The sequence below is a fragment of the Oceanicaulis sp. UBA6590 genome (assembly GCF_002433705.1).
Lineage (GTDB): Bacteria > Pseudomonadota > Alphaproteobacteria > Caulobacterales > Maricaulaceae > Oceanicaulis.
In genome coordinates this window covers 1-13,945 of the sequence record NZ_DJIQ01000045.1, presented here as the reverse complement: position 1 = coordinate 13,945, position 13,945 = coordinate 1, and the positions used below count along the sequence as shown (strand labels likewise).

The window sequence follows — 13,945 nt, the reverse complement described above, 5'->3', positions numbered from 1 at the left end:
TGCGCGGGCCTATACCTGATCGCTCATGAGCACTGACATCCACGGACATCTCGCGTCGGGCTTCGAGCCGGTCGCCGAGGCCTTCAAAGAGAATTTTTCCGAACGCGGCGAGCTGGGCGCTGGCTTCACGCTGATCCGCGACGGAGAAATACTGGTTGATATTCACGCCGGTCACTCAGACCGCAAGGGCGAGCAGCCCTGGACGGCGGAGACAATTGTTCCGGTCTTCTCCACCGGCAAGGCGATCACGGCGTTGGTCGTGGCCTGGCTCGTTGATCAGGAGCGGCTCGATTATGACGCGCCGGTCGCAGAGGTCTGGCCGGAATTCGCTCAGGCGGGCAAGGGCGAAGTCACCCTGGCCCAGGCCCTGTCCCATCAGGCGGGTCTGCCGGGCTATCCCGAAGAGATGGAGCCGTCCGACTGGTTTGACCGCGAGCTGATGGAAAGCCGGTTCGCCGCGATGGCGCCCATGTGGCCGCTGGGGGAAGGCTCCGGCTATCACCCGATCAGCTACGGCGTGATTGCGGATGCGGTGGTGCGCCGGGCGGACGTGAAAGGCCGCACGGTGGGCGCCATCCTGCGCGAGGAGATCTGTGGTCCGCGCGGCATCGATTTCCATATTGGCGTGCCTGAAAGCGAGCACGAGCGGGCGGCCGAGCATGTCCTGCCGCCCCGTCCGCCGCATCTGGGCTCCATGACGCCTGAAAAGTCCGCGGCTTTCCTGAAGCCCTGGTCCTCGCCCGGTCGGCGCGGAACCGCCGCCTGGCGCTCCGCCGAGCTGCCCGCCGCCAATGGCCATGGCACGGCGACCGCCATCGCCCGGCTGATGGCGCCGTTCGCCACTCAGGGGCGCCTTGATGATGCGGCCTTCGTGTCCGGCGCGGTGATTGAGGCGGCGATGAAGGAACGCGTGCACGGGCCGGACCGGGTTCTGCCCTTTGATCTGTCCTTTGCGGCCGGCGTGATGATCAACCGCGAGTCTGGCGCATTCGGGCCGGAGCCAAAGGCTGTGGGGCATTACGGCTTTGGCGGCTCATGCGGCTTTGCGGACCCGGAACGGGGCGTGTCCGGCGCTTATGTGATGAACCGGCAGATGGATGTGCTGGTAGGCGATGCCCGCGCCAAGGCCCTGATCGAGGCGGCCTATCGCTGCCTCTAAAGCCCGTCAGGCGCTCTCATGAAAAAGACGCCGCGCGAGAGGCCTCGCGCGGCGTCTTGCTTCAGGCGGGAAAGCGATTAGTCCATCGCCTTCAGGTTGACCGCTTTGGGGCCTTTGCCGCGGCGATCCGGTTCAGTTTCAAATTCAATGCGTTGGCCGTCGCGCAGATCGTTCAGGCCGGCATCCTTGACGGCGGTGATGTGCACGAACACATCCTTGTCGCCTTCATCCGGCGTGATGAAGCCGAAGCCCTTCTCGGTATTGAAGAATTTAACGGTACCCGTAGTCATGGGTAGGAGTCCTTTCCCGTCCGTCCGCGCAGCGTCCCACGCCAGTAGTAAGTGCACACGGCGTCCCGCGCACAGCGTGCGGATTGCGGTCGGGGAAGGCAAAGTCAGAGGCGATAGGCACTCGGGTCTTCCATACTCTTCACCGGGCCTTGTTCAAGCCGCTCGTGCCCGAATACTATGCCTGAAAACGCCCCCCTTCACAAGCAAAGCCTAAGCGTGCGATCGCTCTGGACTAGGGCCTGACAGGTGAGCCGAAGAACACGAAGATTCATAAGCGCTAAGTCTCGCGCGCCCCGCTCGGGCGGGTCCGATCCGGGCGCAATGATCCGCCTGTCTGGATTCGGCGCGGCCTTTCTCGTGATGATTGCGGTCGGCGCCGGATTTCACGGCGAACGGGTCACCGCCGCTGCGGCGCGCCTGATGAGCGGACTCGCCCCGCTTGTCGAACCGGTGCTCTGGGGGATCAGCCTGGCGGAGATGGGCGCGGGATTTCTGGTGCTCGCCGTTTTCGGGATCGCGGTCTGGCGCGGCTTTAAAGGTTAAGCCGCCAGGTGCTCCAGGACAGAAGGAGCGCGAAGGCCTGCCAGGCGACGAGCGGGAGCATCAGGACGCCCGCCAGCCATGCGGCGCGGAAGGCGGCCAGGGTCACCGGTATGCACAGAAGCAGCGAGACCACTGTCACATAGAAGCCGTTGGCGACGCTTTGCAGGCCGAAATAGCCCAGCGTCCACCCCATGCAGACGACATACTGGGTGATGATGGCGAGCCTGGCGAAATCCTTGTGCCGGTCATCGCCATAGCGATCCACAATGAAGGCGGCCAGCGCCATGAGGGCGAAGAGGCCGACCCAGACCGAGCCGATCACCGCGCCGGAAGGCGACCAGTCCGGGTTCTCCAGCGTGCGCGACCACTGAATGGCCGGACCGGTGAAGATCCAGGCGTTCAGCGCCAGAGCGGCGCCGACAAAGATGAAGAGGTACAGGGCCAGACGGCCAAACGCGGGACGGGATTTGCGGAAGATGTTCGTCGCCACGGATCGCCTCCTCTGCGCGGTCCCGTCCGGATACGCCCTGAACACTAGCATGGTTTACGTCCCCGGCCAGAGTGCAAGCGCCCACGCCGCTGTAAGGTCACAATCGCTTGAGGCGAGACGCAGCTGCTATGCCTGATGCAGCGGACGGGGCATGATCGGGGTGAAACCCGGCCCTGACGCCGCCAAGCCTTCAAGGACTGTCTCATGTTGCGTATCGGTCTCGCCCTGTGTCTGGCGCTGTCTGCCTTCCTTGTAAGCGCCCAGGCGCAAAGTCCGGTCGAGGCGGCCGCTGACGCCGCAGCCTCTTTTGGTCCGGCAGTGGGCGAACGCGTTCCGGCGTTTGAGGGGGTGGATGCGCAGGGCCAGACGCGCACTCTCGCAAACCTGGCCGGAGAGAATGGCCTTGTCCTGTACTTCAACCGGTCGCTCGACTGGTGCCCGATCTGCCTGCGGCAGACCCTCGAACTGCAGACCCATGTGGACGCCTTCGACGCCGCCGGCTGGCCCGTTGCGGTGCTGACCTATGATCCGGCGGAAACGCTGGCGCAGGCAGCGGAGCGTCGCGGGCTGAGCATGACGCTTCTGTCCGATGAGGGCAGCGCGATCATTGACGCCTTTGGCGTGCGCGACCCGATCTATGCTGACCCCGATCATCTGGCCCATGGCGTGCCTTACCCCATCACGTTCGTCATTGATCGCGACGGGATTGTCGTCGCCAAGTTCTGGCACGAAGCCGGTCTGGGCCAGCAGCGCGGCTACGCCACCCGCATCTCCGCCGAGGATGTGCTGGCGGCGGTTCAATCGCGCTAGCCTTGCGCCCCGGGTCGCAATGGGGACACTCGGCGCTGAACCGAGGAGAGCCCCATGACCGACGGACCTGTTCTGGAAACCGAACGCCTGCGCCTGCGCGTGCCGCAAGAACGCGACCTGTCGGGCTTCATCAGCCTGATGAGTGATGAGGTCGCCGCGCGTCATATCGGCGGGGTGATGACGGAGCCGCTGATCTGGCGGCAGATGTGCGCCATCATCGGGCACTGGGTCGTGCGCGGGTACGGGTTCTTTTCCGTGGAGGAGAAGGCGACCGGCGACTGGGTCGGCCGGGTCGGCCCATGGGCGCCCCATGGCTGGCCCCAGCGTGAGGTCGGCTGGTCAATCACCCGCACGCACTGGGGCAAGGGCTATGGCCCGGAAGCGGCGGTCGCCACGATGGACTTCGCCTTTGATGAACTGGGCTGGGACAGCGTCATTCATCTCATCGTTCCCGAGAACGTCAATTCCAAGGCTGTCGCCCGCAAGCTGGGCTCGGTTGATCTGGGCCGCAGAGCGGAGGTGCCCGGCTTCGGCGTGGAGGCGGAGGTCTGGGGGCAGTCGCAGGCGGACTGGGCTGTCAACCGCGATCGACTGGGTCGCTAGAACCAGCCAGCCTCCCTCAAGGCCGGATAATAGGTGCGGCTGACCGGAGCTTCGAGACCATCCCTCAGGATCAGAACGCCCCGGCCATCGCCCTTGCGGACTTCGGTCACCGCGGCCCGCGCCACCCACCAGGACCGATGCGTGCGCGCGCCCTCCAGCGCGTCGCAAGCGGCGACGGCGTCAGACAGGCGCATCAGGATCAGCGCCTCTCCGCTTTCGGTGCGGATGCGCAGATAGTGATCCTCGGCCGTCATGGACCAGATTTCGGCCTGTCTGAGCCGCAGCGGCAGCTTCTCTGTCAGGGCGGCGCCGGCCCGGGGCGGCTCTTGGGCTCCATGCCGGCGTTTGCCGGTCAGCGCGTCCACCACGTAGACCACGGCTGTGGCGAAGCTCGAAATGAACAGCACGAGAAAATAGGTCAGCGCCAGCTCAGCCGCGCTCAGCCGGAAGTTGAAGCCGGCATTGACGAATGCGACGCCGAACGTGACCGGTATGGAGACGCCCGCGGCGGTCAGCGCATAGATGCTCCACTCGGGCGCCCGGGGCAGGAAGCGCGGCAGCACATGTCCCAGCGTGAAGCCCACACAGGCGCCGAGGGCGATGAAGCTGGTCCAGTAGACCCAGACCCAGGGCCAGCCCAGCGTGTTGGAGCCGAACGGGCCCATGATCGCCAGAAAGGTGCCCAGCCCCAGAGTCATCAGCCCGGGCTGCACGAGCGCGCCTGCGAGTGTCCTGACCCTGTCCTGCATGACTGAAGCGTTCACCCCCGTTCGCGAAGCGTGAACGGCAGGTTGGCTGCAACTCGCGAAGAGGTCCAGTCCGCTCGCGCAGAACCGCTTTTCGCAGCCTCCCCGTCCGTCCAGCAAGAGAGCGCGCCGCAGCACCAGTTGTCACCGACTGCGGCCTCTCGCAGGAAAGGATGCTCCCATGAATCACAAGACGCTCAAGACCGTCGCGCTCGCCAGCGCCGCCCTCTTCGCGTTGCACTTCGCCCCCGCCGCGCAAGCCCAGAGCGAGGAGGGCGCCGAGAGCGCCGCTCTCTCTCTGGTCATCGACGGGCTGAATTCGGAAACCGGTCGGGTCTGGGTCGGCGTCTATGACAGCGCCGACGCCTGGAATGCGCAGCAGGAAGTCAGGTCCCAATGGGTCGATATCACCAATGGACAGGCGACGGTGAGGCTAGAAGGCGTGCCGACCGGGCAAGTGGGCGTCCAGGTGTTCCATGACGCCAACGGCAATCTGGATTTCGACACGAACTTCGCCGGCATCCCGCGGGAGCGCTACGGCTTCTCCAACAACCCCCGTCCCCGTTTCCGCGGCGCGAACTGGGATGAGGCTGTCTTCGTGCTGGCGCCGGGAGAGACCCGCGACATGGCGATCACCCTGCATGGAGTTCGAGGATGAATATCGAGGCTTTCCTGAACGCGCCGCTGCATATCCAGGTCCATGCGCTCGCCGCGCTGGGGGCGCTGGGGCTTGGCGTGGTCCAGTTGTCTGCGCCCAAGGGCACGATCCCGCATCGGGCGCTGGGATATGTCTGGGTCTGCCTGATGCTGCTGGTCGCAGGCACGGCGTATTTCATCCGCGGCGCGAGCGGACATTTCAGCCTGCTGCATCTTCTCATCCCGGTAACGGTGATCGGCGTGGTCTGGCTGTCCGTCCTGGCGCGCCGCGGGAATGTCAGACGCCATCGGTTCGCAGCGCTGGTCCTCATGGTCTCCGCGCTTGGAATTCCCGGCGCCGCCACCCTGATCCCGGGTCGCCTGATGCACGCGGTCATCTTCGGAGGCTAGACCCGGCGCAGCTGTCATTGACCTGACGCAAGGCCGCGCTACACCTGCTCTCACACGGTCTGGAGCGGGCCGGCATCTGTGAGGGTAATGAAATGTCGTCAAGCTGGATCAAACTCATGCTGGGCGTTGGCCTGTTCGCCCTGACCGCCTGCTCAGAGCCTGTGCCGGCGGACGCCACCGAGCCGGTCATGGCGCCCAGCCTCGTCTCGGCGGATGCGCCGCGCACGCCGGTCGAGGCGCTGGCGCCGTATTACGCCCAGCTTGATTATGTTGCGCCTGTGGCGCCCGAAGGTCCCGCCCTGCCAGGGGCAGATGCGGTGCTGACCTCGATCGCCTTCGGATCCTGCAATACCGCCCAGCGCGAAATCCCCATTCTGGCGACCATTGCGGGGGAGTCCCACGACCTCTTCATGTATGTGGGCGACAACGTCTATGGCGATGCGCGTTCCTACAACGCCGACCTGCCCGAGCTGCGCGAGAATTACGCCGCGCTGGCCGCCCGTCCGGAATTCCGGCTGCTGCGGTCGGCCCTGCCCATGCTCGCCACCTGGGATGACCATGATTACGGCATGAATGATCTGGGCCGTGATTTTCCCTTCAAGGGCTTCGCAGAGCAGCTCTTTCTCGACTTCTGGCGGGCCGAGGCGGACGATCCTCGCCGCCAGCGCGAGGGGATTTACGATGCGCGCGTGTTCGGACCGGAAGGCCAGCGCGTCCAGATCATCCTGCTCGATACGCGCTATTTCCGCTCTGACCTGACCCCGACCGACGAGCGCGGCGCCGTCGGCCGCGAGCGCTACATTCCCAGCGCCAATCCCGATCAGGACATGCTGGGCGCGGCGCAATGGGCCTGGCTGGCCGATCAGCTGGCGGAACCCGCCGATCTGCGTCTGATCGTCTCCTCCATCCAGGTGCTGGCCGACGGTCATGGCTGGGAAGCCTGGCGCACCATGCCGCTGGAGCGTGACCGCCTGTTCCGCCTGATCAATGAAAGCGGCGCGGAAGGCGTCGTGTTCGTCTCCGGCGACCGCCATTCCGCGGGGCTGTATCGCCGGGATGATGTGGCGAGTTACCCGCTTTACGAGATCACCTCCTCGGCGCTGAACATGTCGTTCGCGGACGAGAACAATGAGCCTGGCCCCAATCGTCTGGGCGCGATGTATGCACCGGAAAACTACGGCGTCATCGCTATTGACTGGGATCAGGGACGCCTCAGCCTCCAGATCCGGGACATGGAGGGCGCGCCCGTGCGTCAGGAAAGCGTCAGCCTGTCCGCCATCGGAGCCCGCTGACCCGAAGGCCGCCGGTCCGCGCCGGATTGCTGCGAGGTCCTGATGCGGGCAGAATGGCTGTCGGGGGAACGCCATGAAAGACGCCAGTCAGTTTGAACGCCTGTTTCTGGGCGCCGGAGAGGCCGCGGGCCCCGGCGCCGGACTCGCGCCGCCCGAGCCGGTCGCCCGGTCGGTCCGGGGGGCTGGCGCCAGCCTTCTGGATGCTGTGCTGGGCGCTGCGGTGCGGTCCGTTCTGATCCTTCAGATGTGGAGCTGGTCGCGGGCGAATGCGGCGGCGGTGGAGGACCCTCTGTCCTGGCGGGCCTGGGTGACGCCGAGTGACGGGCTGGAAACCGCGGCCCGGATCTGGACCATGGGGCAGGTGGACGCCGGTTTCGCCGCCTTCCTGCTGCTGGCGGTCGCAACGCTCGCCAGCCTGAGCCTGACGCTGGGTTTTCTGACGCGCCTGACCGGGATTGCGGTCTTTCTGGGGACGCTGTGGCACATGCTGTTCATTCTGCCCGAAGCCTTCACCTCAACGGTGGCGTATCTGGCGCTCGGGCTGTATCTGATCCTGCGCGGCGCCGGGCCGCTCTCTCTGGACTGGGCGCTTGCGCGTCTGGCGCGCCTGGCCTGACCGCACGGCTTGCCTTGCGCAGCCCCTCATGATGACCTTGACGCAGATGCGCCGATCCAGACCGTAAGGGCCGCCCCATGCTGATCTATCGCAATGTCGCCATGGTGATGGTCGCGACCCTGTTCCTGCAGGCCGCCATGGGCGCTCTGGGCGTGGCCTTGCCGCTGGCGATGAGCGGCGCCGGCTGGGGACGTCCGGCCATTGGTGCAGTGATCGCCGCGTTCGGGGCCGGCTTCGCCCTGGGCGCCTGGTTGTCGCCGGGCATGATCCGCTCGGTGGGCCATATTCGCGCCTATGCCGGCTATGCCGGAGGCGCAGCGGCCCTGACCCTGATGCTGTCGCTGGGCGACCATTTCCTGTGGTGGCTGATCACGCGCTTCGGGTTCGGGATTTGCGCGGCCGGTCTGTTCGCCGTTGCGGAAAGCTGGATCGCGGACGCGACGCCCAGCGAGCGCCGCGGCGCGGTGATCTCGGTCTATCAGATTATTGGCCGCGCCGGTCTGATCGCAGGGCCCTTCCTGATCGCCCTGCCGGGTTTTGACGCGCGCGACGGCTTCATCATGGCGGGCGCCGCCATGGCGCTCGCGCTGACGCCAATCGTGTTCACCCGGCGCGCCCAGCCCAGCCTGCCCACGGGCGAGACCGTGCCGGTGACGCGGCTGTTCTCCATCGCCCCCGCCGCCGCTGCGGCCGCCTTCACCGCCGGATTGCTCAATTCGGGCGTGCTGGGCTTCATGCCGATCTGGGCGGGATCGCTGGATCCGCTCAATGCGGCTGGCGGCGCGGCGCTCCTGATGGCGGTGATCTATCTGGGCTCGATGGTGACCCAATGGCCGGCCGGGATCATCTCCGACAAGATGGACCGGCGCCTGGTGATCGCGGCGCTGTCGATCATGAGCGGCTGTTTCGCCCTGATCCTGGTGGTCATGCCCAATCCGGACCTGTTGCTGGCCGCGATCCTGGTGGGTTTGTGGGGCGCCGCAAGCCTGGCCTATTATTCCGTGGCCGTCGCGCATGCGGCGGACCGGTCTCGGGTGGAGGAGCTGCCCGCCATCGCATCGGGCATGCTGCTGGTCTGGGCCGCGGGCTCGACGCTGGGACCCATCGTGGCGGGCATCGCCTATTCCGGACCGCTGGGGCCGCGCGGGCTGTTTCTGTTCGCCGCTGTCGTCAGCTGCATCCTGGCCGCCGGCATGATGTGGCGTCGCCGGGCCCGCAAGCCGGTCAGCGAGGATGAGCGCCAGCCCTTCGTCAACCTGCAGGCCACCTCCGCCGAGCTGGCCGAGATCGAGGCCCCTGAAGACGAGCTTGATCGCGTATGATGATGGCGCTTGTCATAGCCCTGCCTGCCCTGGCGGGCGCGCTGGCCGCGTTCGCCCTGCGCCGCAGGCTGGCCGCGCTCGGCTTCATGACCTGGCTGGGCTGGATGATGATCGGGGCCGGCGCTCCGGTCCTGCTGGGCCAGGTCATCGCCCTGGGGCTGACGGACACGGCGGCCGCCATGGCGGAAGGGTGTGAGTTTGCAGGCCCGGACGCCTGCAGAACCGCCGGGCTCTACTTCGTCCTGCCCCTGGCGGCGGGGCTGTGCGCAGGGCTCGGCTGGGCCGCAGGCGCCCTCAGCGTGCGCTTCGCTAAGGCAAAAGACACGATCTAGGTCTAAAGAGAGGGGAATGCTGCGTTGCGCCAGCCCGCTCGGGTGCTATAACGCCGCCTGTCCGCCTAGGTGCGGGTGTTTCTCGCCCGCATCCCCCTCAGCTCTGTGCGAGAGATATTGCTCCATGAACATTCACGAGCACCAGGCGAAAGCCCTGTTGAAATCCTACGGCGCGCCTGTCGCCGAAGGCGTTGCTGTGTTTTCCGTCGAAGAGGCTTCCAAAGCCGCTGACCAGCTTCCCGGCCCGCTCTGGGTGGTGAAGTCCCAGATCCACGCCGGCGGCCGCGGCAAGGGCAAGTTCAAGGAACTGCCTGCTGACGCCAAGGGCGGCGTGCGCCTCGCCTTCTCCAAGGAAGACGTGGCCAAGAACGCTAAGGAAATGCTCGGCAACACGCTGGTCACCCACCAGACCGGCCCCGAGGGCAAACAGGTCAATCGCCTGTACATCGAAGACGGCGCGGATATCTCCACCGAGCTCTATCTCTCGCTTCTGGTGAACCGTGAAACCGGCCAGGTGGCCTTCGTGGTCTCCACCGAAGGCGGCATGGATATCGAGCAGGTCGCCGAAGAGACCCCCGAGAAGATCCTGACCGTGAACATCGACCCGACCACGGGCGTGACCGCAGACGACGCCTCCAGGATCGCCAAGGCGCTGGAGCTTGAGGGTCAGGCGCGCGACGACATGCTGTCGCTGGCGCCAATCCTGTACAAGGCGTTCACCGAGAAGGACATGAGCCTTCTGGAGATCAACCCGTTGATCGTCATGGAAAACGGTCGTCTGCGCGTTCTGGACGCCAAGGTGTCCTTTGACGGCAACGCCCTGTTCCGCCACGACGACATCCGCGAGCTGCGCGACCTCACCGAAGAGGACGACAAGGAAATCGAGGCGTCCAAATACGACCTCGCCTATATCGCGCTCGACGGCGATATCGGCTGCATGGTGAACGGCGCGGGCCTCGCCATGGCGACCATGGACATCATCAAGCTCTATGGCGCAGAGCCGGCCAACTTCCTCGATGTGGGCGGCGGCGCCTCCAAAGAGAAAGTGACCGCAGCCTTCAAGATCATCACGGCCGATCCGAACGTCAAAGGCATCCTCGTGAACATCTTCGGCGGCATCATGCGCTGCGACGTCATCGCCGAAGGCGTGGTCGCGGCTGTGAAGGAAGTCGGCCTGAAGGTTCCGCTGGTGGTGCGCCTTGAAGGCACCAATGTGGACCTGGGCAAGAAGATCCTCAACGAAAGTGGTCTCGACATCACTTCGGCTGACGATCTCGACGACGCCGCGAAGAAAATCACCGCTGCTGTGAAGAAGGCCTAAGCCATGTCAGTTCTCGTCAACAAAGACACCAAAGTCATCGTTCAGGGCCTGACCGGCAAGACCGGCACCTTCCACACCGAACAGGCGCTGAACTATTACGGCACCAAGATGGTCGCCGGCGTGCACCCCAAGAAGGGCGGCGAAAGCTGGACCTCGGGTCTGGACGGCTCCGCAACCCTGCCGATCTACGCGACCGTGGGCGACGCCAAGGAAGCCACCGGCGCCACTGCGTCCGTGATCTATGTCCCGCCGGCTGGCGCTGGCGCGGCCATTATCGAAGCCATTGATGCGGGCATCGAGCTGATCACCTGCATCACCGAAGGCATTCCGGTGATGGACATGGTCAAGGTGAAAGCTCGCCTCGAAAAGTCCAACTCGCGCCTTCTGGGCCCGAACTGCCCGGGCGTCCTGACGCCGGAAGAGTGCAAGATCGGCATCATGCCGGGCTCCATCTTCAAGAAGGGCTCGGTCGGCGTCGTCTCGCGCTCCGGCACCCTGACCTATGAAGCGGTTTTCCAGACCTCCAATGCGGGCCTGGGCCAGACCACGGCTGTCGGCATCGGCGGCGACCCGGTCAAGGGCACCGAGTTCATCGACGTGCTGGAGATGTTCCTCGCGGACGACGAAACCAAGTCGATCATCATGATCGGCGAGATCGGCGGCTCCGCCGAAGAAGACGCGGCCCAGTTCCTCAAGGACGAAGCCAAGAAGGGCCGCAAGAAGCCGATGGTCGGCTTCATCGCGGGCCGCACCGCGCCTCCGGGCCGCACCATGGGCCATGCCGGCGCCATCGTGTCCGGTGGCAAGGGCGGCGCTGAAGACAAGATCGAGGCCATGAAGGCGGCGGGCATCGTCGTCTCCGACAGCCCGGCGCGTCTCGGCGACACCCTGGTCGAGGTCCTCAAGGGCTAGGACTTCGGTCGCCTGAAAAGACAGACCCCCGCCCGGCGATCCGGGCGGGGGTTTTCTTTGGCGCCTAGCCAAAAGTCGCATCGGCGGGCGGGTTGAGCGGTTGTATGGGGATTTGCGCGCCCCGCAGACGCCCCGATTGCAGTAAAATCGGCGTGGTTTTACCGATTTGCGGCGCTTCGGTCTTCTATTTCTTAACTAACAGGCATAAATGTCGGGTCAAACCATATGCACGCGTCCGTTCCGGCGCGTGTTTCCCTTAGATGCCGATTGAATGGCGCCATGGCTGACGAACGCTCCCCCCAAAACCAGACTTTCCTGGACACCTCGTTCCTTTTTGGCGGCAACGCCGTCTATCTCGAGCAAATGGCGGCGAACTACGCTGCCGACCCGGCTTCCGTGCCGGAGAGCTGGCGGGCCTTCTTTGAAGAGGTGGGGGACGCCCCCGCCGAGGCCAGCCAATCCGCCAAGGGCCCGTCCTGGAAACGCAAGGACTGGCCGCGCCCGGCCAATGGCGAACTGGTCACCGCGCTCGGCGACATCGAGAGCGCGACCATGGCGCTGCCGGACGCCGTCGCCCAGCACAAGGGCTCCGGCGCGTCTCCGGAAGAGGTCCACAAGGCGGTCAAGGATTCCATCGCCGCGATCATGCTGATCCGCGCCTATCGCATGCGCGGTCACCTGGCGGCGGATCTTGATCCCCTGAAACTGACGAGCTTCGGCCAGCAGCCCGAGCTGGATCCGGCGACCTATGGTTTCGGATCCGACGATCTCGATCGCGAGATCTTCATCAACGGCTATCTGGGGCTGGAGACGGCGACCGTCCGTCAGATGCTCGATATTCTCAAGCGCACCTATTGCTCCACCTTCGGCGTGGAGTTCCAGCACATCTCCAATCCCGAAGAGAAAGCCTGGCTGCAGGAGCGCATCGAGGGACCGGACAAGGAAATCGCCTTCTCTAAGGAAGGCAAGATCGCCATCCTCAAGAAGATCATCGAGACGCAAGCCTTCGAGAACTTCCTGCACAAGCGCTATCCGGGCACAAAACGCTTCGGCATTGACGGCGGCGAAAGCCTGATCCCGGCGCTGGAGCAGATCATCAAGCGCGGCGGCGCGCTGGGGGTGAAGGACATCATCCTGGGCATGCCGCACCGCGGTCGTCTCAACGTGCTCGCGGCAGTGATGGGCAAGCCCTATCACGTGATCTTCCACGAGTTCCAGGGCGGCGACACGCTCGGCCAGGTCGATTACGCCTCGGGCGACGTGAAGTATCACCTGGGCTCATCCTCCGACCGCGAGTTTGACGGCAACAAGGTTCACCTGTCGCTGACCGCCAACCCGTCCCACCTCGAGGCGGTGAACCCGGTCGTGCTGGGCAAGGCCCGCGCCAAGCAGACCCAGTTCCGCCGTGATGAAGGCGATGGCTCGAACTATGCCGAGAAGGTGCTCCCGCTGCTGCTGCACGGCGATGCGGCCTTCGCCGGTCAGGGCGTGGTAGCGGAATGCTTCGGCCTGTCGGGCCTGCGCGGACACCGCACAGGCGGCGCGATCCACTTTGTGGTGAACAACCAGATCGGCTTCACCACCGATCCCAAGGACAGCCGGTCCTCGCCCTATCCGTCCGATGTGGCGCTGATGGTGCAGTCGCCGATCTTCCACGTGAACGGCGATGATCCCGAGGCCGTGACCTTTGCCACGAAAGTTGCTGCGGAATACCGCCAGCGCTTTGGCAAGGATGTGGTCGTGGACATGTTCTGCTACCGCCGTTACGGCCACAATGAGGGCGATGATCCGAGCTTCACCCAGCCGATCATGTACAAGACCATCGCCAAGCATCCCACGACGCTGGAGCAGTATGGCGAGCGCCTGATCAAGGAAGGCGTGGTCACCCAGGACGAGATCGACGGCTGGGTCGAGGAGTTCGCGCAATTCCTCGATGACGAGTTCGAGAAGGCCAAGTCCTACAGCCCGAACCGCGCGGACTGGCTGGATGGCGTCTGGCAAGGTCTCGGCCTGCCCGAAGAGGATGACCGCCGCGGCCAGACGGCTGTTGAGGCGAGCGTTCTCAAGGACATCGCTGACAAGATGACGACGATCCCCGAGGATATCGCCATCCACAAGACGCTGAACCGCGTGATCGCCAACCGTCGCAAGGCCGTGCTCGAGGACGAGAATGGCATCGATTGGGCGACGGCGGAGCATCTGGCCTTCGGGTCGCTGCTCAAGGAAGGCTTCCCGGTGCGTCTGTCCGGCCAGGACTGCGGCCGCGGCACCTTCTCCCAACGCCACTCTCACGTGATCGACCAGGAGACGGAAGAGCGCTACACCCCGCTGAACAATCTGGGCGGTGATCAGGCGCGCTATGAAGTCATCGACTCCATGCTCTCAGAGGAAGCCGTGCTCGGTTACGAGTATGGGTACACCCTGTCGGCTCCCAACTCGCTGGTGATGTGGGAAGCCCAGTT

The 13,945-nt window shown here is 65.1% G+C and carries 16 protein-coding genes; 13 read left to right on the top strand and 3 right to left on the bottom strand.

Annotated features, from left to right (window positions below; genetic code table 11):
* Positions 1–25: 25 nt before the first annotated feature.
* Positions 26–1,159, top strand: a complete 1,134-nt coding sequence (locus B2Z70_RS09930; protein ID WP_292982933.1) for a serine hydrolase domain-containing protein — start codon at positions 26–28, stop codon at positions 1,157–1,159.
* A 77-nt stretch (positions 1,160–1,236) separates the two neighbouring features.
* On the opposite strand, the gene B2Z70_RS09925 is transcribed toward B2Z70_RS09930, so the two are convergent.
* Positions 1,237–1,449, bottom strand: coding sequence for a cold-shock protein (locus B2Z70_RS09925; protein WP_009802223.1), 213 nt, complete (start codon positions 1,447–1,449; stop codon positions 1,237–1,239).
* A gap of 321 nt (positions 1,450–1,770) precedes the next feature.
* Here B2Z70_RS09925 and B2Z70_RS09920 point away from each other — a divergent pair, with 321 nt between their 5' ends.
* The gene (locus B2Z70_RS09920; protein WP_292982931.1) at positions 1,771–1,992 is read left to right on the top strand and encodes a hypothetical protein; all 222 of its coding nucleotides are present in this window, start codon (positions 1,771–1,773) and stop codon (positions 1,990–1,992) included.
* Here the strand turns inward: B2Z70_RS09920 and B2Z70_RS09915 are convergent.
* Positions 1,982–2,482, bottom strand: a complete 501-nt coding sequence (locus B2Z70_RS09915) for a TspO/MBR family protein (protein ID WP_292982929.1) — start codon at positions 2,480–2,482, stop codon at positions 1,982–1,984. The two genes, B2Z70_RS09920 and B2Z70_RS09915, sit on opposite strands and share 11 nt — an antisense overlap.
* Before the next feature lie 204 nt (positions 2,483–2,686).
* Here B2Z70_RS09915 and B2Z70_RS09910 point away from each other — a divergent pair, with 204 nt between their 5' ends.
* Positions 2,687–3,292: a peroxiredoxin family protein gene (locus B2Z70_RS09910; RefSeq protein ID WP_292982927.1), complete on the top strand. Its 606-nt coding sequence runs from the start codon at positions 2,687–2,689 to the stop codon at positions 3,290–3,292.
* 54 nt (positions 3,293–3,346) lie between these two features.
* Positions 3,347–3,895 (top strand): GNAT family N-acetyltransferase, encoded by a 549-nt coding sequence (locus B2Z70_RS09905; RefSeq protein WP_292982925.1) that lies wholly within the window; start codon positions 3,347–3,349, stop codon positions 3,893–3,895.
* Here the strand turns inward: B2Z70_RS09905 and B2Z70_RS09900 are convergent.
* Positions 3,892–4,644 (bottom strand): LytTR family DNA-binding domain-containing protein, encoded by a 753-nt coding sequence (locus tag B2Z70_RS09900; protein ID WP_009802218.1) that lies wholly within the window; start codon positions 4,642–4,644, stop codon positions 3,892–3,894. The two genes, B2Z70_RS09905 and B2Z70_RS09900, sit on opposite strands and share 4 nt — an antisense overlap.
* 178 nt (positions 4,645–4,822) lie before the next feature.
* Between B2Z70_RS09900 and B2Z70_RS09895 the strand changes: the two genes are divergently transcribed.
* The 9 genes from B2Z70_RS09895 to B2Z70_RS09855 all read left to right on the top strand — a co-directional run.
* Positions 4,823–5,299 (top strand): DUF2141 domain-containing protein, encoded by a 477-nt coding sequence (locus B2Z70_RS09895; protein ID WP_292982922.1) that lies wholly within the window; start codon positions 4,823–4,825, stop codon positions 5,297–5,299.
* The gene (locus B2Z70_RS09890; RefSeq protein WP_009802216.1) at positions 5,296–5,688 is read left to right on the top strand and encodes a DUF2306 domain-containing protein; all 393 of its coding nucleotides are present in this window, start codon (positions 5,296–5,298) and stop codon (positions 5,686–5,688) included. The genes B2Z70_RS09895 and B2Z70_RS09890 overlap by 4 nt, the downstream gene beginning before the upstream one ends.
* A 92-nt stretch (positions 5,689–5,780) precedes the next feature.
* Positions 5,781–6,980 (top strand): alkaline phosphatase D family protein, encoded by a 1,200-nt coding sequence (locus B2Z70_RS09885; protein ID WP_292982920.1) that lies wholly within the window; start codon positions 5,781–5,783, stop codon positions 6,978–6,980.
* A 73-nt stretch (positions 6,981–7,053) separates the two neighbouring features.
* Positions 7,054–7,596, top strand: coding sequence for a DoxX family protein (locus tag B2Z70_RS09880; RefSeq protein WP_292982918.1), 543 nt, complete (start codon positions 7,054–7,056; stop codon positions 7,594–7,596).
* A gap of 77 nt (positions 7,597–7,673) precedes the next feature.
* Positions 7,674–8,918 (top strand): MFS transporter, encoded by a 1,245-nt coding sequence (locus B2Z70_RS09875; protein WP_009802213.1) that lies wholly within the window; start codon positions 7,674–7,676, stop codon positions 8,916–8,918.
* Positions 8,915–9,250 carry a hypothetical protein gene (locus B2Z70_RS09870; RefSeq protein WP_009802212.1) on the top strand — a complete coding sequence of 112 codons (336 nt, stop codon included), beginning with the start codon at positions 8,915–8,917 and terminating at the stop codon, positions 9,248–9,250. Before B2Z70_RS09875 ends, B2Z70_RS09870 begins: the two co-directional genes overlap by 4 nt.
* A 124-nt stretch (positions 9,251–9,374) precedes the next feature.
* Positions 9,375–10,571, top strand: a complete 1,197-nt coding sequence (sucC, locus tag B2Z70_RS09865) for an ADP-forming succinate--CoA ligase subunit beta (protein ID WP_009802211.1) — start codon at positions 9,375–9,377, stop codon at positions 10,569–10,571.
* A gap of 3 nt (positions 10,572–10,574) precedes the next feature.
* The gene (sucD, locus tag B2Z70_RS09860; RefSeq protein ID WP_009802210.1) at positions 10,575–11,483 is read left to right on the top strand and encodes a succinate--CoA ligase subunit alpha; all 909 of its coding nucleotides are present in this window, start codon (positions 10,575–10,577) and stop codon (positions 11,481–11,483) included.
* A 279-nt stretch (positions 11,484–11,762) separates the two neighbouring features.
* Positions 11,763–13,945: 2-oxoglutarate dehydrogenase E1 component (locus tag B2Z70_RS09855; RefSeq protein WP_292982914.1), on the top strand; the 2,183-nt coding region annotated here is incomplete at its 3' end.